The following is a 20,110-nucleotide window of genomic DNA, read 5'->3' as shown; positions in this document are numbered from 1 at the left end:
TCCATTTTTGATAGTTTGCTTAACCGGCTTGATCTGGATAGCACCAGTCAAGGCCGAATCCCTGGCCAAAGAGGATGCGGCTGCCCCTCAAGCGGTCGCCTCCTCTGCAGCCCAGGCCATCCAGGTGTTGCATCTGCAAAATCCTGCGCACTATGCAGGCATTCAGATTGGCGATGTCCTGCAACGGCGCATCACGCTGTCTGTCCCTGAGTCGCTGCAACTGCAGCCAGACAAGCTCCCAATCAAGGGCGTGCAGCGTAACGGTATCGAGTTAAGGCAGGTGCAAGAGACGCATGCCAGACAAGCGGACAAAATGGTGTATACGCTGACGTTTGAGTATCAGGTGTTTGCCAGCAGCGCCCAGCCCGTGCAATTAGCCTTACCGCCCGAACAGATTGTGTTTACGAGTGGCGCCAGCGTGACGCTACCCTCCTGGCGCTTTTGGCTGATGGCGCAACTGCCTGACCGGATGCAACCGGCCAAACCTACCTTGCTGGGCCAGCACCGCGCAGCCTTACTGGACACACACCCCTTAAGCCTAGGCTTGCTGGTCAGTGGGGGGCTGGCTTTGCTGGGCAGTTTCATTTTGCTATACCGCAATGCCAGCTGGGCCTGGTTGCCTATGCTGAATGGCCCGTTCGCTCAGGCCTATCGTCGCCTGCAACGCTTGCCCGCCACCCAGGAGGGGGCAAGCCGGGCGGCACTGGCGATGCAGCAAGCCTTTAACCAGCATTTTGGCCAGCAGATGCTGGCCAGTCAGGTCCCTATGTTTGTCGCCAAACAGCCTGCATTTGCGGCGTATACCGACCAGATTCAGCAGTTTTATGCGCAATCCAATACGCTGCTTTATGGTAACCAGCTGCCTGCGGCAGCCGATTATCTGCAGCAATGCAAGATGTTGACACGTCAGTTGCGCAGTTGTGAGCGGGGCGTCTGATGCACAGCCTGAGTCCCTGGTTTTTACTCCTGTTGCCGGTGATTGCCGTCCCGTTTTTGCTGACCAGCCGCCATGCGCAAACGTATTCGTGGCTGGAGATGGTGCCGGACGATCCGTTCTCCGAGCGCATTCATCTGCTGGTCAAGGTCGCAACGAGTCTGATGCTATTGTGTCTGGTGCTGGCCCTGGCCGGATTGCAGGGCGATAGTCATCAGGAAAAGAAAATCGGCAAGGGCGCGCAAAGCGTGTTTGTGATTGACCGCAGCGTCAGTATGGACCATCCGTTTGCCGGGCAAAGCGTGGGCGGGCGCGCCGCTGAAATCAAGTCTGCGGCGGCCAGACGGCTGATTACCGCCTTTATTGACTCACGGCCTGATGACATGATGGGGGTGGTGGGGTTTACCAATTCAGCGTTGTATGGCATGAAAATCACCACCAACCGCGACGGTATTCACGCTGCGATCCAGGCAGCGACGGGGCCCGCCATCAACCAGACCAATATCGGGGCAGGTATTACGCATGCCGTGACCTTGTTCGAGCAGATTCCCAGTACCGGCTCACGCGCCATTGTGCTGCTGTCCGACGGCGCCGGTAAGTTAAGCCCGCGCGTCAAATACCAGATCCGCAAACAGCTGGTGGGTAAAAAGCTCAATTTGTACTGGATTGTGTTGCGTGAGCCGGACGACATCAGCATTTTTACGCAAAACAGCTATGACGATGACCATCTGCCCGAGGCGATTGCGCTGGACCGTTTTTTTCAGTCGCTCAATATCAAATACAAGGCGTTTGAAGCGGATAACGCCACCGCACTTGAATCCGCCTTGCGTGAGATTGACGCCAAGGAAAAGAACCTGATTCAGTACGACATCATGATTCCGGGCCATGATTACGCCAGGGATTTGATCATCGTAGCGTTATTGCTGGGGCTGGCCCTGTTGTTGATTAAACAGATAAAGGTATACGAATGAGCATCTATCGCAAACATGCCAATACACTCTGGCTGGGCCTGACGCTGGCAGGCCTGGCAGGAACACTGTATTTTGGCTGGCAATTACACGCTACACGCGTACTCAACGCCCAGATCGCCGCTGGCGAGGTGATTAAAACGGGCGGCCAGGCTTATCTGCAGAAATTTACTGCGGCATATGACCAGGGCCAGCATGGCGACTATAAACATGCGGTGCAAACCTACGGCCAAGCCCTTGAGGCATCGCCACCTGCCAATGCACTGCCGCATATCCACTTTAATATCGGCAACAACCTGTTTTTGTCCGGCCTCGTACGCACGGTCAACGAAGATGGCTCGTTTCAGGATGAAGCCCGCTATGCGTTTAGCCAGGCCAAAATTGCTTATGAGCAGGCCTTGCGTTTGCAACCGGATGACCAGACGGCAAAATTCAACTTGTCGCTGCTGCATTCGGTCATGGCACGTGGCATGCAAGCCGGTAGCAAGGAGCAATCGCATATGGAACTCAGTAACTTACCGATAGGATTACCCTGATGCGTGGATGGGCGTGGTTAAGCAAACATTATGAGCCGGTCTGCTACGGTTTGGCCCTGGGCCTGCTCGGCTTGGCGCTGCTCAAGCCTGAGGTCCAGCTCAAGCAGCAGGTGCAGCATTATTTGATGATTGCCGATGTGTCACAAAGCATGAATGCAGAGGATGAGCGGCTGAATGAGCAGACTGTAAGTCGCCTGGCCTATAGCCAGCATTTAATGAAGCAGTTGGTGCAGCGATCACCTTGTGGCACATACTTTAGCCTGGGCATTTTTGCCTCGGATAATATCGCCATGCTGCAAACGCCGCTGGAGGTATGCAAAAACCTGGATGTGATTACCGACGGCATCGACCACCTGGAATGGCGCATGGCCTGGAAAGGCAACAGTCGCCTGAGCTTTGCCGTGCATGCGGCGACCCATGTCTATGATGCGCTCAATCAACCGGCGCAGATGCTGTTTTTCACCGATGGCGATGAAGCGCCGCGCGTCAATGTGACGATCAAACAGGATTTGAGCGGGGTACAGATTGGGGAGTTTTTCACCTTTGTCGGCGTTGGCGGCGCAGAAAAAGTGGCGATTCCGCGATATAACTCTGCCAATAAACGCGTCGGTGACTGGCCGGTGAGCGACAACAATAACGCGGGGGCTGTTGGCGTGACTTATGCCGACCCCAGCCAGGATGAGCCAGACCCTCCTGTGGCTTACGCCGAGTATGACCGCATGTTGTCGCAGTTGGAGGAAGACTATTTAAAATCACTGGCGGCCGAGTTTAAAGGTAGTTATGTCAAAGGCGTAGACCAGCCAGCTTTTTACCAGGCATTGGCGGCCAAGCCAGCCACCGCCAGCTTTGTCACCGATTACCCTTTACGCAGCTTTTATTTGCTGTCTGCCCTGGTGCTGATACTGGCGACTTATGTGCCCGATTTGCGCATGCGGCGAACGGCAGGGGCGCGCAGTTAATCCTGTGCTGGCATCAAGGTCAGGCAGGTAATTTCAGAAGGGGAACCAAAGCGGTTGGGGGGTCCCCAATAGCCGGTGCCGCGACTGACATAAATCCATAAGTCTTGCAGGCGGTGAAGCCCGGCAACATAGGGTTGTTGCAAGGGCACAAAGTATTTCCAGGGCCAGAACTGACCACCATGTGTATGCCCGGATAGCTGCAAATCAAAGCCGGCCGCCTGGGCGGCTTCGGCAGAGCGTGGCTGATGCGCGAGCAGGATTTTAGGCGCCGCGGCAGGCGCACCGGCAATGGCGGCCTGAGGGTCGCTGTGGTGATCCTCGTAAAAGCTGCCAGCCGTATAGTCTGTCACACCCGCCACCACCAAGGTGGCTTCTCCGTGCAGCAGTTGCACATGCTCATTGAGCAAAACGCGTATACCAAGACGTTCCAGTTCATGAATCCAGGCCAGGGCGCCGGAGTAATACTCATGATTGCCGGTGACAAAAAAGCTGCCATGGCGCGCTGATAGCTGCGTCAGTGGGCGCGTGTGTTCCGCCAGTTCATGCACACGCCCATCCACCAGGTCGCCGGTAATCGCGATCAAATCCGCTTCCAGCGCATTCACCGCTTCAACGATGCGTGACAAATAGGGCTGCTTGATGGTCGGGCCGACATGAATATCACTGATTTGTGCAATCTTGAAGCCATGCAGGGCGGCCGGCAAGTTGCGTAACGGCACGCTGACATGGATGACGCGAGCCAGTTTACGTGCGTGAAAAAACCCAATCAGGCTGATAATGCAGGCAATCAGCAAGGTAGCGAACGCGGTTTGCCGTTCCAGCCATAAAAAGTCCACCTTAACGACTCCTGTCGCATGTAAGCCGGCGAAGGCCAACAGCAATCCATCCCGCAGCACAGTGAATACAAGTAAAGACGAAAATAGCCCCATCACCGTCATGGCGATCCAGCTCACTCGGTCTCGGAGGGCTTCGCTACGTAAGCCCCGTGCCAGGAAAGCGACAGGTTGTAGCAAGGCGGAGAGTGCCAGTGCCAGCCATCCCAGCCATAACACTGTGCTTGGCCAGTCCAGGCCAGACAACAAGCGGCTGCCAATGTAGTAATGCAGTAACCCGACCAGGGTTGTGGTGATGATTAAAAAACGCAGGGGAGGCATGGTTGAGCTGGAATCTTTTATGAGGAGGTCTTAGCTTAGATGGCGTTTAAACGTTAAGTTTCAAGCCATGCGGTGTGGATGACCGCTTGAGCGGCCTGATTGCGTGGCGTCAGCAATCAGGCTGGTTAAACCATTGGTGCTGATATTGCTCAAAGGCCTGGATCGCCCTCGTAGGCCTTAAACGGGCATCTTGCAGGCATTTGCGGCGCCAGTCATCCAGCTGCTCCATGCTCAGGTGAATATGTTCGGCATGCAAAGACGGAAAGTGGCCATTGAGCAGCTGCGGCATGTCGTGCAGGGCGAGCGAGACCTGGCTGCGGTAATAGGCTAGTTTGTGTTCAAACTCGTTATCCAGCCTGCGATAACGTTGTAACAGGTAATTCGGGATGCGAGAAAAACGCAAGGCCTGGTCGGCACTGGCCAGGCGGCTGACGGCGCGCTGGACGATGCTGGCATCACAATGCAGGCCCTGGCTCAGGGTGTCGACAATGGTATTGCGGTGTATGCGCAACAGTTTGCCTGGGGTCGGAATCTCGGGCTGGTGCAAATAGGCATCCATGGCCCACTCGGCCGCGGCGTGCGTGAGCAGGCTGTGGTGTTGCCACTTGGCCTCAAACGTCGGCACAAAGTGCTGGTGGGCCACTACGTCTGTGAGCAGATGCAGGTTATAGCCCACGCCCAATGCACGCTGGCGCTCATTTTTGCTTTGCAGGAGCTGTTGGCCGATGCCCCAGCCATGGCTATGGTTGAACGAGCGCGAAACCACAGCCAGGTCGGGCAGGCAGGCGCCAGCCATCACCAGCGAAGGGTAACGCTGGATCACGCTGAGCCAGGACAAAGGAAGCAAGGGCAGTGTTTGTAGCGGCAGGCTTTGTAACCACTGGTGAGTGTAAGCCACATGCGAATACAATCCCCATGCATGCGCTTCACCAGGCAGGGCGAATAACAGGCAACAGGTGATCAGTAAGGCTCTCAGTAACATGGGCGCACTTTGCGCCTGCTAAGTGACAGTTGCATGAAGTCTGTATGACATTGATATGAAAGTGATTTTGGTCATAAAACCATCATGAAGCGTTGTTAGACTCTGTAAAGTTTTTAATATGGAATCTGTGCAATACAGCATTTGTCATGAAAATATTAATGATTTCAGATGTCTACTTTCCACGCGTCAATGGCGTATCCACCAGCATCCGCACATTTGCGCAAAGCTTGCGCCAGCAAGGCCATGTGGTGCATCTGATTGCGCCCAAATATCCGGTGGCGATTGAGCAGTCTCAAACAGAAGACGAGCAGTGGATTACGCGCATCGATGCCCGCAAAATCGTGTTTGATCCTGAAGATTATTTGATGAAATGGTCTGCCTTGATGGACTATGCCGGGCATTTGCATACGGGTGACTACGACCTGGTCCATATTCATACGCCGTTTATTGCGCATTATGCGGGGCTTAAAATTGCCAAACAATTGCAGGTGCCTGCGGTAGAGACCTACCACACCTTTTTTGAGGACTACATGCACCACTATTTGCCCTGGGTGCCTCGCAGTCTGGCGGTGCGGATTGCACAATCGGTCTCGCGCAAGCAATGCCAGCAGGTGGATACCGTGGTATCGCCTTCGGCGCAAATGCGTGATGTGTTGCAACAATACGGGGTGACGACACCGATTACGGTGATCCCGACCGGGCTGGATGCCTCACGTTTTATTCCCGGTGATGGTGCCGCTTTCCGTGAGAAGTATGGCATTCCCGCTCAGCGTCCGTTGTTGCTGTTTGTTGGCCGGGTTGCACATGAAAAAAATATCCAGTTCCTGCTCGAAATGCTTTCTCTGGTGATTCAGGATCATCCTGAAGTCTTGCTGGTGATCACAGGTGAAGGCCCGGCAGAAGCCATGCTGAAGAAAATGAGCCGCGACAAGGGCTTGCAACAGCATGTCATGTTCCTGGGCTACCTGGACCGTGCCATTGGGCTCAATGCGGCCTATCAGGCGGCTGATATTTTTGTGTTTGCCTCCAAGAGCGAGACACAAGGCCTGGTGCTGCTTGAAGCCATGGCGCAGGCCACGCCCGTGGTCGCGATTGCCGAGTTGGGCACGGCTTCTATCCTGCGTCAGGAGCAGGGCGCCCTGATTGCCAAAGATGACGAACTGCATTTCGCCGAACAAGTCCAAACCTTGCTTATTGATCGCCAATTGCGCGAACGCATCGGGAAACAAGGCAAGCGCTATGTGGAGCAAGTCTGGTCCAGCGATGCGCAGGCGACCAAGTTGATTGAGTGCTACCAGCGCCTGGTGCTCTCGCATTTGAGTCTGGCCGCTTCCGCAACGGCTTAATACGCGGACGCGCGCCTTTGTCTGCGATCGGGAAGATTGACGCTTGACGCTCGGGCATTGCCCAGCCAAGATGTGTGCAAGTTTGTGTTTAACAAACTCAATATAAAACACATCAGGAGAATCAAACATGTTTACAACCGATCAATGCTGTACGCTGGTGCCTTATTTTGAGGTACAAGCCGAACATCTGGCAGCATTCAAAGCACTGGGCGCAACATTCGTGGAAAAAACACGACAGGAACCGGGTTGCCTGCACTATGCTTTTTCGTTCAATGGTAATATCGCGCATTGCCGTGAAGGCTACCGGGACGCTGAATCATTGCTCGCACATCTTGAGAATGTGGCCGCCCCCTTAGCCGAGGCACTGAAACTGGCCAAAATTATCCGTCTCGAAGTGCACGCGCCTGCCGCCGAGATTGAAAAACTGAAACAGCCGCTGGCAGCGTTGAATCCTGACTTTTTTGTCCTTGAACCAGGGTTGCGTCGTACCGCCTGAATCACGATCATCTGATCCTGGTTGAGCGTCTGATCAAAGCGCCACGAGTTTCGTGGCGCTTTTTATTGGACGGTCTTCACGCAGACTAAGCGTTGTTTTGACAAGAGTGTTGTTAGGAAAAGGGATGTCGCATGACGTTGCAAGCGATGCAAAATATTAATCTGGTGTCGTTGCTAGACTCATTGTTGAGCTTGTCGACGGCTTTTGTTTGCGGGGCTATTATCGGCTTTGAGCGGCAATACCGCCAACGCACCGCCGGTTTGCGCACCAATGTGCTGGTGGCCATTGGCGCCGCCATTTTTGTGGATATGGCCAATCGGCTCATGTCGCATGATGGCGCGGTGCATGTGGTGGCCTATGTGGTCTCCGGTATCGGGTTTCTGGGCGCGGGCGTGATCATGCGTGAAGAGGGCAATGTGCGAGGCTTGAATACGGCGGCTACGCTATGGGGTTCTGCGGCCGTGGGGGCGTGTGCCGGTGCTGACCTGTTGCTGGAAGCCTTCTTGGGTACCTTGTTTGTGCTGGCGACCAATACCTTGTTACGCCCGGTCGTCAATCAGATCAACCGCAAACCCATCAATACCTTGCATGTGGAGGCGACAACGACGGTGTATGTGATTGCTGCGCGCCGTTATCAGAAAGAGGCGATGAGCTTGCTTGAAAGCACGCTGGAGCAAGCCAAATATCCGACCAAGCATTTGCAGATGCATGCATTTGGCAACGATTGTGTTGAAATTGAGGCCATGTTGCTGGCCAGTGCCATCCGTGAAGCCGAGCTGGAAGCGGTGATTCAGCAATTGTTGACCTCACCCTATGTATCACAAGCGTTCTGGAGCCCAAGCATGCTGGATTAGCTATTGGGCTGAAGGCGGCTCAATGCGCATCACGTGTTGTGAAAGCGCATGATTAACGCGCATAAAAAACGCCGCAATCTGCGGCGTTTTTTATAGCACGGGCAATTAACCAAACTTGCCGGTGATGTAGTCTTCGGTTTCCTTGCGGCTGGGGTTGGTGAAGATCTTGTCAGTGTCATCGTACTCGATCAACTCACCCAGATACATGTAAGCGGTGTAGTCGGACACACGAGCTGCCTGCTGCATGTTGTGCGTCACCACCAGAATAGTCAGTTTGCTGCGCAGTTCGACCATCAGTTCTTCAATGTTGGCTGTTGCGATCGGGTCCAGCGCAGAGGTGGGCTCGTCAAACAGCATGATTTCTGGATCAGTGGCCAAGGCACGGGCGATACATAACCGTTGTTGCTGACCACCAGACAGGTTAAAAGCGAGGTCATGCAAGCGGTCTTTGACTTCGTTCCACAACGCCGCGCCTTTCAAAGCTTCTTCAACCTTGTCATCCATAATACGTTTGTTGTTTTCACCACGCACACGCAGGCCATAAGCCACGTTTTCATAGATGGATTTTGGGAAGGGGTTAGGCTTCTGAAACACCATGCTGATGCGCATACGCACTTCAATGGGGTCTACGCCTGAATCCAGCACATTGGTGTTGTCTGGATGCATCACGATTTGGCCCTGGTATTTGTTGCCAGGATACAAATCATGCATACGGTTGAAGCAGCGCAGGAAAGTGGACTTTCCGCAGCCTGAAGGGCCAATCAGCGCGGTGATTTTGTTCTCGTACAAAGGCATGGAGATGCCTTTGAGTGCGCGTGCGCCGTTGCTATAAAAAAAGTTTAAATCGCGTGCTTCGGCTTTAATTGCAGTAGTGACAGTGGCCATGAAGTTTCCTAATTCTTGTGTGGCATTACCATTTAATATTTTTACGGATTTTATAGCGCAACCAGATGGCTGTACCATTCATTAACAGCGTGACGATGATGATCAGCGCCCCGGTGGCTGCCGCATTGACATGGAACGCATGGTCAGGGCGGGACAACCAGTTAAACATTTGAATCGGCATCACAGTAAAGCCTGAAGATAACCATTCGAAATTCAGGAAAGGCGGCTCCAGCGTGATCGGGCTGGGTGGCAAGAAGGCAATAAAGGTTAGCGCACCAATGGTAATGATGGGGGCTGTTTCACCCAGTGCACGTGCCATGCCAATAATAATACCGGTCAGAATGCCGCCATAAGAGTATTTAAATACGTGGTCATAGACGACTTGCCATTTGGTTGCGCCAACGCCGTAGGCCGCTTCACGGATAGACAGCGGGATAGAGCGGATCGCTTCTCGGGTTGAGACGATGACAATCGGTAAAATCAGCAACCCCAGGGTGAGACCTGCGGTCAGGATGCTTTGACCAAAGTCCAGCATGTAGACAAACAGACCCAGCGCCAGCAGGCCGTAGATAATCGAAGGCACACCGGCCAGGTTGGACACGTTAATTTCAATCAGGTCAGTAAACCAGTTTTTCGGCGCATATTCTTCGAGATAAAGGCCAGCAGCAACCCCGACAGGGACTGCGGTCAGGAAAGTGACGGACATGACGAGCAAAGAACCTACCCAGGCAGACAGCAGGCCGGCTCTGGCCGCACGGCGTGACGGGAATTCAGTCAAAAAGTCCAGATTGAATTTTGGATAGCCATCCGCAATCAGTTGCCAGAACAGCAGCATCAGCGTAATCAGGCCCAGCATGAGGCAGATCAGGCCGATGGCAGCAAACAGGGCGTCATTACGCTTATGACGTTTAATCATGGCGCGGACTTCGGCCAGATTTTCGAGGACTGAGGCTTTATGTTCCATTTGGTATAACTTCCGCAAGTGCCGGTAAGCAAGGGTTACCGGCAGTGTATGGTGGTGATATTTCAGTAATAAGACAACGGGCAGACTTTACGAGTCTTTGTTTAGTAATTCTCGCGGTATTTCTTGCGTACCCAGTGACCCACGATATTGAAAGACAGTGTCATGATCATGAGTACCAGGCCGGCGGCAAAAATACTCTGGTAGCCTATGCTGCCATGCGGCAAGTCACCCATGGCCACCTGTACGATGTAGGCGGTAATCGTGGCAGCGCTGTCTAGCGGATTAAAGGTCAGGTTAGGCTGTTGGCCTGCTGCAATGGCAACCACCATGGTTTCACCCACTGCACGAGAAATCGCCAGAATATAGGCCGCCACAATGCCTGAGACTGCGGCGGGTGTGACCACTTTAATCGCGGTCTGGAAACGAGTTGCACCCATGGCATAAGAACCTTCACGCATGCTCATGGGCACGGCGCGCATGGCATCTTCGGACATGGAAGCAATGTAAGGAATAATCATGACGCCCATGACGATGCCGGCGCCCAGCATGTTAAAACTAGGTAGCTGAGGGTAAATGGCTTGCAGCATGGGGGTGACAAAAAACAAGGCAAAGTAACCAAAGACAACGGTAGGCACACCCACCAGCAATTCCAGAATCGGCTTGATGGTTTCACGGGTTTTATGTGAAGCAAATTCGGACAGGAAAATTGCCGAAACGGTGCCAATTGGCACAGCAACGGCCAGCGCAATCGCGGAGGTGGTCAAAGTGCCGGAAACCAGCGGCATGATGCCGTAGTGAGCATCTTCAAACAGTGGCGTCCATTGGCTATCGGTTAAAAAATCGACGACAGACACTGTTTTAAAAAAACTCAATGATTCAAACAGCAAAACCCCCACAATTGCAAACGTGGTTGCCACTGCGACCAGCGCGGCGGTCATCAGGATGAATTCAATAATACGTTCTTTGACGTTACGGCGAATGTTCTTCGCCAGTCGTGGGCTGATAGTCAGTTGCGCAGGTACTTGCATTGCTTGAGTCGCCATAGTGTGATCTGTCAGGGGTGGATTTTAGCGGATAATCGGTTGTTCAGGCCGGCTTGTCAGTAAAAAAGGGGCATTTAAGCCCCTTTGTCATCATTACTTGATTCGGGACAACAAATCAGTAATTTTGATACCGACTTCTGCTGTGCCGTTAAACCCTGTGCCTGGTTTCATGGCTTTGAAGTGTGTTTTCACTGCTTCGTAATCTTCTTTTGGCAGTGGCACGTATTTGACTTCTTTCACCAGCAGTGGCGCATTTTCCAGGTAGTAATTCACAAAGGCTTTCACTTCTGGTTTAAACGCAGCAGCTGTCGCGTTCACGTAAATGAACAGTGGACGTGACAATGGCTGATAAGTCCCGTCCATCACAGTCGTTTCAGAAGGCAACACTGGTTTAGCCCCTTCTTTGGCAACCACTGGCACCGCTTTCAGCTTGTCAGTGTTTTCCTGATAATAGGCCATGCCGAAGTAGGCCATGCCACCCACGTTACCGGCAACGCCTTGCACCAGTACGTTGTCGTCTTCTGACGGTGTGTAATCTGTGCGGCTAGCTTTTGCCTTGCCGTTAACTGCTTCGGTAAAGTAGTCAAACGTACCGGAAGCCGTGCCTGGACCGTACAGGTTGATGGCTTTGTCTGGGTAAGTGGCGTTCACTTCTTTCCAGTTTTTCACTTTGGAACCTGGTTCCCAGATTTTTTTCAGTTCGGCGACGGTGATTTGTTTCACCCAGTCGTTTTTGCTGTTCACAACCACAGTCAGTGCATCATAAGCGATAGGCAGTTCGATGAATTGAACGCCACCTTCTTTACAGGCGTCGATTTCTTTTTGTGAGATCGGGCGGGAAGCATCGGAAATATCGGTTTCGCCGCGGCAGAATTTTTTGAAGCCGCCACCAGTGCCAGATTCGCCAACAGTGACTTTCACGCCTTTGCTGCGTTGAAACTCTTCGGCAACGGCTTCGGTGATTGGGTAAACCGTGCTGGAACCATCAATTTTGATGATTTTGTCCGCAGCCGCTGCGGTGTGCGCGAAGGTAAAGGCCTGTGCGACCAGTGCGGCTATCATGGTATTGCGGAACAAACGGGTTTTCATCTAAGGACTCCTGTATTTGAGTGTGGTTTGTATGTGATGACGGAATCATAAAAACTTAATATGACAGAAATGTGACAAAAGCCAAAAAAGACCTTGGGCAGGTCCTTTTTAGCTTACGTCAGGCTTACAGCACACTTTCACCAATATGGTAGGCGATGGCTGCCATGATGGCGGCACAGGGAATCGTCAGCACCCACGCCCAGACAATGCGTGACGCCAGGCCCCAGCGCACCGCGGTCATGCGGCGCGAGAGGCCGACGCCGACAATGGCGCCGGTAATGGTGTGCGTGGTCGACACCGGGATGCCCAGGCTGGTGGCCAGGAACAGCGCAATCGAGCCTGAGGTCTGGGCCGCAAAGCCGCCAGTGGGGCGGATTTTGGTGATACCCATGCCCATGGTGCGCACTATGCGCCAGCCCCCAAACAGTGTGCCCAGCCCCATGGCCAGCTGACAGGCAATCACCACCCAGAAGGGCACATGAAAGTCACCTTGCAGATAGCCATTGGCAAACAGCAGCACGGTAATGATGCCCATGGTTTTTTGCGCATCGTTGGCGCCATGGCCAAGGCTGAATAAAGAAGACGAGATAAATTGCAGCTTGTTAAAGCGGCTTTCGATTTTATAGGGCGAGGATTTCTGGAACGCCCACATGATGCCGATAGAGAGCAACAGCGCCAGCAACATGCCAAATAACGGCGACAAGATAATGGCAATGCCGGTGCTGATGAGCTTACTGCCGAAAATGACGCCTTGGGTGCCGGAGTGGGCCATGCCTGCGCCAATCAGACCGCCGATCAGCGCGTGGGAGGACGAGGAGGGGATGCCGAACCACCAGGTAATGACATTCCAGGCAATCGCCCCGAACAAGGCACCAAACACTACGGTATTGTTGACGATGTTTGGGTCTATGATGCCTTTGCCAACCGTGTCGGCCACATGCAGCCCAAAAAACAGAAAGGCAACAAAATTAAAGAACGCGGCCCAGATGACGGCTGCCTGTGGCGTCAGTAAGCGGGTAGACACCATGAGCGCAATCGAATTGGCGGCATCGTGAAAGCCGTTCATAAAGTCAAAGATCAGCGCCACGATGACCAGCACTGCCATGACCACAATCACATGATCCATGGTCGTGTCCTAGATGCGTTCTAGCACGACACCGTGAATCACGTCAGCGACGTCTTCGCAGCTGTCGACTGCTTCTTCAAACAGGTCGTACAGTTTTTGTGAGCGGATCAAACTGCGTGCGTCACTGTCTTCGGCAAACAGCCTGTGCATGCCTGAGCGCATGATGTGATCGGCTTCGCCTTCGATCTGGCTGATCTCTTCACAGGTGCGCAGAATGCGTTCGGCATTTTTCATGTCTGACAGCATATGCACCGCATCCCTTACCTTTTCTGCTGCCCTTAATAAGATCTGTGCCAGGGCGACCATTTCGGGGGTGAACTTGCTGTGACCATAAATCTCGGCGCTTTGCGGAATCGCTTCCATAAAGTCAATGATGTCATCTAGCGCCATCGCCAGTTCACGGATTTCGCGGCGGTCAAACGGGGTAATAAAGGTTTTATGCAGTGAAAGCAGAATTTCCTTGGTGTATTCATCTGCCTCGGATTCGATTTTGCGGATTTCGGCAAAATGCGTTTCAAAGCCTGCCTGATCAACAACGGCCGCCATCAGCGCAAGGACTTTGGAGCCACGGACTGCACAATCAGCCAAACGGTTAAACAGGACAAAATAGTTATCGTTTCTGGGGCTGATCGCGGCCATGATGCGGCCGAAAGTGGCATTCGCCATTGAGGACTCCCTATACGTTCAAAAGTTTTGTGACAGTAATTTTACTATTTTGTGACAATCATTGTGACAAAAATATGGGGCCGTCTGACTGTGGGCAGCGTAAGTTACGCCTGAACCAAGGCATAGCTGCGTTATAATGCTGGTTTTTACATTTTTATACTCACAGAAAATGGAAGCCGAACACCTTAATAGTATTGCCAATGCACTGAGCGACCTGACCCAACGCCACGAAGCGCTTCGGGGGTATCTTTGACTACGAGAACAAGCAGCAACGCTTAGCCGAAGTTAACGGCCTGCTCGAGGATCCTAAAGTCTGGGATAACGCCGAAAAAGCGCAAAATCTGGGCAAGGAAAAACGCATGCTTGAAAGCGTGGTCATGACGCTGGATGATGTGTCTCAGTCATTGTCCGATAGCCGTGAATTGTTTGACATGGCACGTGAAGAAGGGGATGACGACACATTGCTGAGTGTGGAGGCTGATGCCCAGAAGATAGAAAAAATCGTTGCCGAGATGGAATTCAAGCGCATGTTCTCGCAGCCGATGGATGCCAACAATTGCTTTATTGAGTTTCAGTCCGGCAGCGGTGGCACTGAAGCACAGGACTGGGCCGGCATGTTACTGCGTATGTACTTGCGTTACGTAGAGCGCAAAGGTTTCAAAGTCGAGGTGCTTGAGGAGTCTGAAGGCGACATTGCGGGGATTAAAGGCGCCTCGATTAAAGTGACTGGGGATTATGCGTTTGGCACCTTGCGCACTGAAAGCGGCGTGCATCGCCTGGTCCGTAAGTCGCCCTTCGATGCCAACTCCAAGCGACATACCAGCTTTGCCAGCGTGCAGATCTTCCCGGAAGTGGACGATTCGATTGAAATTGAAATCAATCCTGCAGATTTGCGCATTGATACTTACCGCGCCAGTGGTGCCGGTGGTCAGCATATTAACAAAACTGATTCTGCCGTGCGGATTACCCACTTGCCAACGGGGGTGGTCGTGCAATGCCAGAATGACCGTTCACAGCATAGAAACAAAGAAGAAGCGATGAATATGCTGAAAGGCGCCTTGTATAACCTGGAACTCAGCAAGCGTAATGAAGAAAAGCAGGCGCTGGAAGATGCCAAAACCGATATTGGTTGGGGTCACCAGATCCGTAGCTATGTGCTGGATCAAGGCCGGATCAAAGACTTGCGTACCAATGTTGAAATCGGCAATACGCAAGGCGTGCTCGATGGCGATCTCGATCCGTTTATCATGGAAAGCTTGAAGCAGGGCCTGTAATAGATGTCAGAAGTCAGTGATGTAAACGCGTTTGAGGAGTTCCTCAAACCGGGAGTCTATGTTCAGGATATTGATGCATTGTTTCCCCTGTTGCAGTCCTCACACATCATCGATGTGCTGATCGGGCTGTTCCGCGGCGGCCGCGATGAAGTCATGATTCGCCTCGCCGTGATGCGTGAAATTGCAGCCCGGGCAGAGTTGCCGGAGTGGACGCCAGCCCAGCTGCAAAATCATCTTTCTTTTATTGATGCCACCAAGCTGGAAACCGTGTTGCACCGCTTGCGCAGCCACGACTTGCTGCAATGGGACGCAGACCGCCGCGTGTACCAGATTTCTGCCGCGGGCCGCATGGTGTTGTCAGCCATCAGTGGCTTGTTGCGGTTTGGCGAGGCCGATGACGAGTTGGGCTACCTGATGTCGCAGGCGGCGGGCGGCAGTGCTGTCGGTGAACTCAGTGCCGAGCACCTGAGTCACGTGCTGGCCAAACTCACCGAATACGAACATTTTTTCCAGGAAGCGATTGCCTCAGGTTCCGAGTTCAGGCTGAAGTCGGCGCAGGCCAGATTGAGCAAGGCGCAACCCTGGATTGAAAAAGCCACGGCACTGATCAATACCATTTCAGAAAACGGCATGGATGATGCCGGTTGGCAAATTGTGCATAAAATTGCCAGCCAGCAGTCGCGTTTACTCAATATGGCCTCGGTCTTTCAGCGTGAACTGGCCAAAGTGGCCAGGCAGCGGGTCATGCTGTCGCAAGGCGGCCTGAGCTCCACCGAGTTATCCGCCTGGTTGCAGCAACGCAGCGTTGAGTCGCTGGCGCAAATGGGCGCGCGGATGGCGGTGACACCAGAACCGCTGTTTGTGCTGCCCGACGTGATGCTGGATATTGCCGATGACGTGCTCGAACGTGAAGTGGCAGTGCCTAAAGTCTCTGTCATGCCCCCGGATGTGGAAGTCACCCCTGCGCAAACCGAAGCCTTTTCTTACCCGCCACAACTCACCGACCTTACGCGTGTGCTGGCACAACTCGAGGACGATAGCGCATTGCCAGACGTGGTCGTTGGTGGTGGCTTTGCCCAGGCGTCTTACCGCTATTCCCTGCTGACCTTTTTAGGTGAAAAACATGAGGATGCCGACTTGAATGCGCTGGCAGAACAACCGTTCCGCCTAACGCACGCACTGGATGCGCCACTGCAAGCCGTACATCGAAACGAGGTGGCCGCCATGACCGCCGGTCAATTAATTAAACATACGCCAGCCAAGGAGGGTTAACCGCATGCAACAAACAAGCGAACAACTGGCCGCCAGACTGATTGCTCATCGTTATTTACCACGTTCTGATGAAGTCATCAGACGCGTGCTGTTCGACCTGGATTTTCGGGTCTCGCTCGAAAACAACCTCAAGGCCTGCGGTTTGCGCTTGCTGGACAACCCTTACGCCAGCCACGTGGCGGTGGGGCTGCACCAGGACGCAGAGCGTGCCGTGATGGATGATGGTCAGCAATGGCTGAGTAACAATATTGGGTTGCCCAAAGATACATTAGCCTTGACCGTGGTGCTGTGGGCCTTGATTATCCTGCCCAAGCGCGAACGTCAGTTGGGGCGGGAAGCCGCACTGGAGTCACAAGGCGAGTTGTTTGGCACGCTGGTTAAAGCCGAGCCATCAGAGGAGTTGTCACGGGGCATTCCCGAAAACGTGTTGCTTGAGGATTTTGGCAAGTTGCTAGGCGGCAAAGGCCGTATCAGTAATTTTGCCTTGCCACAGTTATCGCGCCTGGGACTCATCGAACGCCGTAACAAGATTATTTATGAAGGTCCTTTACTCGACCTGGTGTTTGACTATGCCGAAATGGCCCCGCGCATCATCCAGGGCGCCCTGGGTGATCTGATCCGCGAGCAGGCGCAGAGCGCTGGCGCGGGTCAGGCAACTTCTTAAATCAATGAACACACAGAAAGACGATCAATAAGATGTTCAGGCTAAATCGACTGGAAGTCGTACATTGGGATTACTGGCAACGTTTTGTGGTGCCGCTGGATGCTTCCATTATTACCATTGTCGGGCCCAATGGCTCGGGCAAAACCACGCTGCTGGATGCCATGCGTACCTTGCTGGCGCTGGAATGCTCAGGCTCTGGTTCAGGGAAACGGGATTACAAGCGCTATGTGCGTCGCAACGGCGAAGATTTTTGCTGGTTGCTGGGCGTGGTAGACAACAGTCGCCCTGTCGGGAGCAGCAAGCGCCCATTCGGCATTCCGTTCATGCAGGACAAAATCACACTGGCTTGCCATATCGAGAAAAAAGGCGGTGACTGGGTACGGCATTACTGGGTGGCCGATGGTGAAGTGGCACTCAAGGACATGGCGCAACAGGGCCAGGAATTTGGGGTGCGCGATTATCAGCGTCTGCTGCATGAGGCCGGATTGTCGCCCGCCATTGCCCGTGTGCTGTCACTCGAGCAAGGCCAGACCGACAAGTTATGCGAATACAAGCCACGCGAGTTGCTCGATTTGGTGTTTGATGTGTTTGGTGACAAAGAGATTCTGACCCGCTATCAGGAGGCCAGGCAGCATCAGCGGGCCACCGAACAGGAGTTGCAATACACACAAAATAACCTGAAGGCGCTGGAACACAGCCTGCAAACCCAGGAGCAGCGTGTGAACCGCTATCTGGAATGGCAGCAGCTGACCCAGGAGCAGGCCTTGCTGGTGGAAGAGGTGAAACCCCGGCTGGAGTTTTACCAGTTGCAGGAAGAAGCGGAGCGTGCAGCCCGAAGTCTGGATGCCAACCGTAAAGAGCGTGAAGGTCTGCAGGCAGACCTGTCGGCCAAGACCAGTGAACTGGACTATCACAAAACCCAGGCCGAGCATTTGCAGAGCCAGCAGCAAGCCACGCGTCTGCATGAAGCCGACTTGAGCCAGCAGGTTAACCAGCTCAACAAGGAAGAGGGCAAGCTGGAAGCGGTCCTCGAGCAGAAGAAGCAGCTTGAAGCACAAGCGGCATTGAGTGCCGACGTGGTGCAAGCAACGACCGAGCTGGGGCAGCTTGAGCAGCAGCGTAGTGCCTTGCAAAACCGGTTATGGGCCAAGCAGCAACAGCAGCAGCAATGGCAACATACCCTGGAAAACCTGAGCAGCGGGCGCCGGGCAGATCCACACGAAGTGACGGAGTTCAGGCAGGCGCTGAGTAAGGCCAATATTGCGCATGACACACTGGCCGATATTCTGGAAGTGACGGATGCCGGTTGGCAAACAGCCGTTGAGGCGGTATTGGCACCGTTTGCGCATGTCATCATGCTGCACAGTGAAAAACAGGCCGAGACGGCCTTTGCGCTGGGTGAAAGTCTGAAGTATCGTCACCTGATTGTGCCGGAAAGACAGTTGGCCGGTTTGCCGCCCAAAGGCTCCTTGCTGGAAGTGATTAAACTCAAACAACCGGTGGCGCCCTGGATGCTGGCGATGCTGGAACGCACGCAACGGGTGGAGGATACTGCCGCCGGCGTTGCCTTGCCACGCGGTGAGGACTGGGTGACACGTCAGGGCTACTTGCGTGAGCGTCGTGGTGGCCGGCATGCGGCCCCGAATGAACCCAGGTTTGGTAAAGCCAGGCTGGACAGCTTGCGCCATAACCTGCAACAGATCGAAACCGAGATCAATGCCTTGCAGGATGAACTGCATCCGTTGCGGCAGCAGATTCAAACCCTCAAAAATGCGCTGGCCGGGGTCGATGCAGCCGCACAACTGGCGGCACGTGCCGAGCAGTTTGCCAGCGTTGAGCGGCAGTATGCGGACGTCAAGGCACAACGGCAGGCGGTCGGCGAGAAGTTGTATGAAGTGTCGCAACTGAATACACAGCTGGAGGAACGTATCCGCGAGTCTATCCGTGCTCAGGAAAGCATACGCAACAAGATTGCCCAGTTGCAAAAAGACATTGTCGATAAAGAAAACCGGGAAGGCTGGGCTGAACAAGAGCGTCGGTTGGAGCGTATCCGTCACGACCAGCAGAAATTGCCCGCAGATTGGCAGGAAACTGCGGCCAACAAGCAGTTGCTCGAAAAGTGGGAGAGCCCACGCTTGGTGGATATTCAAATTGAACAGATAGCCAAGCGACTGGAAACGCAAAGTTGGGAGACCGACCCTTATGTAATCGCCATGCGCGACAAGATGCAGGCGGATTACCTGACGCAAAAAGAGGATGTTGAAAGCCGCGAACGTGACAACCGCGCTGCACAAACGCAAACCGAACATGCCCGTGAAGCCTATATTGGCCGCTTGCGTTACTCGGTGAGCAAGTACAGCAAAAACCTTAAAGAGCTGGCCAAAATGGCCGATGTCGACGTCGATTGTGCGCCGGTCGCGCTGGAGGCAGATGATCTGACCTTGTCACAAGCTGGGCTCGAAGTGCGGTTTGGCTTTGACGACAAAGGCTTGTCTGGCATGAATGATGGGGATGCTTCTGGCGGTCAGCAGGTCATGAAGTCACTGATTTTGCTGGTGGCGCTGATGATGGAAGAAACCCGGCCAGGTGGGTTTGTCTTTATTGACGAGCCGTTTGCACACCTGGATATTTTCAACATCAAGCGCGTGGCCAGGTTCCTGCAGGCGACCAAGGCACAATACCTGCTCACGACGCCGGTGACCCATAACGTCGATGTGTATGACCCTTCGATGTTGACGCTGGTCACCGCCAAGAAGCAGGCGAATGCCGGCTGGGCGCCGCGGGTTGGCGTGCTGGTGCGCGAGCATTAGTCTCCGATTGTCCGGTCATGCCCGGGCCGGACAATCGCCATTCGATACAAACCGCTACATTACGATACACCGTTGCCGTTATGCCGCG

19 protein-coding genes are annotated in these 20,110 nt (G+C 53.7%); 11 read left to right on the top strand and 8 right to left on the bottom strand.

The window, feature by feature from the left end; all coding sequences use genetic code 11:
- Positions 1-7: 7 nt before the first annotated feature.
- From INP77_RS06205 to INP77_RS06190, 4 genes are read left to right on the top strand one after another with little or no spacing between them, the layout of a single operon-like run.
- Positions 8-937 carry a hypothetical protein gene (locus INP77_RS06205; protein WP_194748153.1) on the top strand — a complete coding sequence of 310 codons (930 nt, stop codon included), beginning with the start codon at positions 8-10 and terminating at the stop codon, positions 935-937.
- Entirely contained in the window at positions 937-1,905 is a 969-nt protein-coding gene (locus INP77_RS06200; protein ID WP_194748152.1) for a VWA domain-containing protein, read from the top strand. Before INP77_RS06205 ends, INP77_RS06200 begins: the two co-directional genes overlap by 1 nt.
- The gene (locus INP77_RS06195) at positions 1,902-2,438 is read left to right on the top strand and encodes a hypothetical protein (protein ID WP_194748151.1); all 537 of its coding nucleotides are present in this window, start codon (positions 1,902-1,904) and stop codon (positions 2,436-2,438) included. The genes INP77_RS06200 and INP77_RS06195 overlap by 4 nt, the downstream gene beginning before the upstream one ends.
- Positions 2,438-3,397 carry a VWA domain-containing protein gene (locus tag INP77_RS06190; RefSeq protein ID WP_194748150.1) on the top strand — a complete coding sequence of 320 codons (960 nt, stop codon included), beginning with the start codon at positions 2,438-2,440 and terminating at the stop codon, positions 3,395-3,397. The genes INP77_RS06195 and INP77_RS06190 overlap by 1 nt, the downstream gene beginning before the upstream one ends.
- On the opposite strand, the gene INP77_RS06185 is transcribed toward INP77_RS06190, so the two are convergent.
- Positions 3,394-4,551, bottom strand: coding sequence for a metallophosphoesterase (locus INP77_RS06185; RefSeq protein ID WP_194748149.1), 1,158 nt, complete (start codon positions 4,549-4,551; stop codon positions 3,394-3,396). The genes INP77_RS06190 and INP77_RS06185 overlap by 4 nt on opposite strands.
- Before the next feature lie 109 nt (positions 4,552-4,660).
- Positions 4,661-5,533: a zinc dependent phospholipase C family protein gene (locus INP77_RS06180; RefSeq protein WP_194748148.1), complete on the bottom strand. Its 873-nt coding sequence runs from the start codon at positions 5,531-5,533 to the stop codon at positions 4,661-4,663.
- A gap of 146 nt (positions 5,534-5,679) precedes the next feature.
- Between INP77_RS06180 and INP77_RS06175 the strand changes: the two genes are divergently transcribed.
- The 3 genes from INP77_RS06175 (at position 5,680) to INP77_RS06165 (ending at position 8,229) form a co-directional block, all read left to right on the top strand.
- Positions 5,680-6,879 (top strand): glycosyltransferase, encoded by a 1,200-nt coding sequence (locus INP77_RS06175; protein ID WP_194748147.1) that lies wholly within the window; start codon positions 5,680-5,682, stop codon positions 6,877-6,879.
- Positions 6,880-7,006: 127 nt separating this feature from the next.
- Complete coding sequence (locus tag INP77_RS06170; protein WP_194748146.1) at positions 7,007-7,375, top strand: putative quinol monooxygenase; 369 nt, start codon at positions 7,007-7,009, stop codon at positions 7,373-7,375.
- A gap of 131 nt (positions 7,376-7,506) precedes the next feature.
- Positions 7,507-8,229, top strand: a complete 723-nt coding sequence (locus INP77_RS06165; RefSeq protein WP_228518754.1) for an MgtC/SapB family protein — start codon at positions 7,507-7,509, stop codon at positions 8,227-8,229.
- 105 nt (positions 8,230-8,334) lie between these two features.
- On the opposite strand, the gene pstB is transcribed toward INP77_RS06165, so the two are convergent.
- The 6 genes from pstB to INP77_RS06135 form a co-directional block, all read right to left on the bottom strand.
- Positions 8,335-9,114 carry a phosphate ABC transporter ATP-binding protein PstB gene (gene pstB, locus INP77_RS06160; protein ID WP_194748145.1) on the bottom strand — a complete coding sequence of 260 codons (780 nt, stop codon included), beginning with the start codon at positions 9,112-9,114 and terminating at the stop codon, positions 8,335-8,337.
- 25 nt (positions 9,115-9,139) lie between these two features.
- Positions 9,140-10,078, bottom strand: a complete 939-nt coding sequence (gene pstA, locus INP77_RS06155) for a phosphate ABC transporter permease PstA (RefSeq protein WP_194748144.1) — start codon at positions 10,076-10,078, stop codon at positions 9,140-9,142.
- 101 nt (positions 10,079-10,179) lie between these two features.
- Positions 10,180-11,106 carry a phosphate ABC transporter permease subunit PstC gene (gene pstC / locus INP77_RS06150; protein WP_194748465.1) on the bottom strand — a complete coding sequence of 309 codons (927 nt, stop codon included), beginning with the start codon at positions 11,104-11,106 and terminating at the stop codon, positions 10,180-10,182.
- Positions 11,107-11,214: 108 nt separating this feature from the next.
- A complete protein-coding gene (locus INP77_RS06145) occupies positions 11,215-12,210 on the bottom strand; it encodes a PstS family phosphate ABC transporter substrate-binding protein (RefSeq protein ID WP_194748142.1) in 996 nt (331 codons plus the stop codon).
- Between the two features lie 124 nt (positions 12,211-12,334).
- Positions 12,335-13,336, bottom strand: coding sequence for an inorganic phosphate transporter (locus tag INP77_RS06140; RefSeq protein ID WP_194748140.1), 1,002 nt, complete (start codon positions 13,334-13,336; stop codon positions 12,335-12,337).
- Between the two features lie 9 nt (positions 13,337-13,345).
- A complete protein-coding gene (locus INP77_RS06135) occupies positions 13,346-14,002 on the bottom strand; it encodes a DUF47 domain-containing protein (RefSeq protein WP_194748138.1) in 657 nt (218 codons plus the stop codon).
- Between the two features lie 169 nt (positions 14,003-14,171).
- Between INP77_RS06135 and prfB the strand changes: the two genes are divergently transcribed.
- The 4 genes from prfB (at position 14,172) to INP77_RS06115 (ending at position 20,022) form a co-directional block, all read left to right on the top strand.
- Positions 14,172-15,276 (top strand): peptide chain release factor 2 gene (gene prfB / locus INP77_RS06130; RefSeq protein WP_194748464.1). Its coding sequence is split into 2 segments (ribosomal slippage): positions 14,172-14,252 and positions 14,254-15,276, totalling 1,104 coding nucleotides; the frame shifts between segments, so codons are not numbered across the junction.
- Between the two features lie 3 nt (positions 15,277-15,279).
- Positions 15,280-16,548, top strand: coding sequence for a hypothetical protein (locus tag INP77_RS06125; protein WP_194748136.1), 1,269 nt, complete (start codon positions 15,280-15,282; stop codon positions 16,546-16,548).
- 4 nt (positions 16,549-16,552) lie between these two features.
- Positions 16,553-17,212 (top strand): hypothetical protein, encoded by a 660-nt coding sequence (locus INP77_RS06120; protein WP_194748134.1) that lies wholly within the window; start codon positions 16,553-16,555, stop codon positions 17,210-17,212.
- Between the two features lie 32 nt (positions 17,213-17,244).
- Positions 17,245-20,022, top strand: a complete 2,778-nt coding sequence (locus INP77_RS06115) for an ATP-binding protein (protein WP_194748132.1) — start codon at positions 17,245-17,247, stop codon at positions 20,020-20,022.
- The last annotated feature ends 88 nt before the right edge of the window (positions 20,023-20,110 follow it).

It is taken from the genome of Methylophilus sp. 13, from assembly GCF_015354335.1.
Classification (GTDB): Bacteria; Pseudomonadota; Gammaproteobacteria; order Burkholderiales; family Methylophilaceae; genus Methylophilus; species Methylophilus glucosoxydans.
This window is presented reverse-complemented; position numbering and strand designations above follow the sequence as displayed.

Excerpts from the sequence above, each read along its gene's own strand:
- INP77_RS06195 (WP_194748151.1), top strand. The coding sequence starts at position 1,902 with ATGAGCATCTATCGCAAACATGCCAATACACTCTGGCTGGGCCTGACG.
- INP77_RS06165 (WP_228518754.1), top strand. The coding sequence starts at position 7,507 with ATGACGTTGCAAGCGATGCAAAATATTAATCTGGTGTCGTTGCTAGAC.
- pstA (WP_194748144.1), bottom strand. The coding sequence starts at position 10,078 with ATGGAACATAAAGCCTCAGTCCTCGAAAATCTGGCCGAAGTCCGCGCC.
- INP77_RS06115 (WP_194748132.1), top strand. The coding sequence starts at position 17,245 with ATGTTCAGGCTAAATCGACTGGAAGTCGTACATTGGGATTACTGGCAA.
- INP77_RS06175 (WP_194748147.1), top strand. The coding sequence starts at position 5,680 with ATGAAAATATTAATGATTTCAGATGTCTACTTTCCACGCGTCAATGGC.
- INP77_RS06145 (WP_194748142.1), bottom strand. The coding sequence starts at position 12,210 with ATGAAAACCCGTTTGTTCCGCAATACCATGATAGCCGCACTGGTCGCA.
- INP77_RS06135 (WP_194748138.1), bottom strand. The coding sequence starts at position 14,002 with ATGGCGAATGCCACTTTCGGCCGCATCATGGCCGCGATCAGCCCCAGA.
- INP77_RS06185 (WP_194748149.1), bottom strand. The coding sequence starts at position 4,551 with ATGCCTCCCCTGCGTTTTTTAATCATCACCACAACCCTGGTCGGGTTA.
- INP77_RS06170 (WP_194748146.1), top strand. The coding sequence starts at position 7,007 with ATGTTTACAACCGATCAATGCTGTACGCTGGTGCCTTATTTTGAGGTA.
- INP77_RS06140 (WP_194748140.1), bottom strand. The coding sequence starts at position 13,336 with ATGGATCATGTGATTGTGGTCATGGCAGTGCTGGTCATCGTGGCGCTG.
- INP77_RS06190 (WP_194748150.1), top strand. The coding sequence starts at position 2,438 with ATGCGTGGATGGGCGTGGTTAAGCAAACATTATGAGCCGGTCTGCTAC.
- INP77_RS06180 (WP_194748148.1), bottom strand. The coding sequence starts at position 5,533 with ATGTTACTGAGAGCCTTACTGATCACCTGTTGCCTGTTATTCGCCCTG.
- pstB (WP_194748145.1), bottom strand. The coding sequence starts at position 9,114 with ATGGCCACTGTCACTACTGCAATTAAAGCCGAAGCACGCGATTTAAAC.
- INP77_RS06200 (WP_194748152.1), top strand. The coding sequence starts at position 937 with ATGCACAGCCTGAGTCCCTGGTTTTTACTCCTGTTGCCGGTGATTGCC.
- INP77_RS06125 (WP_194748136.1), top strand. The coding sequence starts at position 15,280 with ATGTCAGAAGTCAGTGATGTAAACGCGTTTGAGGAGTTCCTCAAACCG.
- INP77_RS06120 (WP_194748134.1), top strand. The coding sequence starts at position 16,553 with ATGCAACAAACAAGCGAACAACTGGCCGCCAGACTGATTGCTCATCGT.
- pstC (WP_194748465.1), bottom strand. The coding sequence starts at position 11,106 with ATGCAAGTACCTGCGCAACTGACTATCAGCCCACGACTGGCGAAGAAC.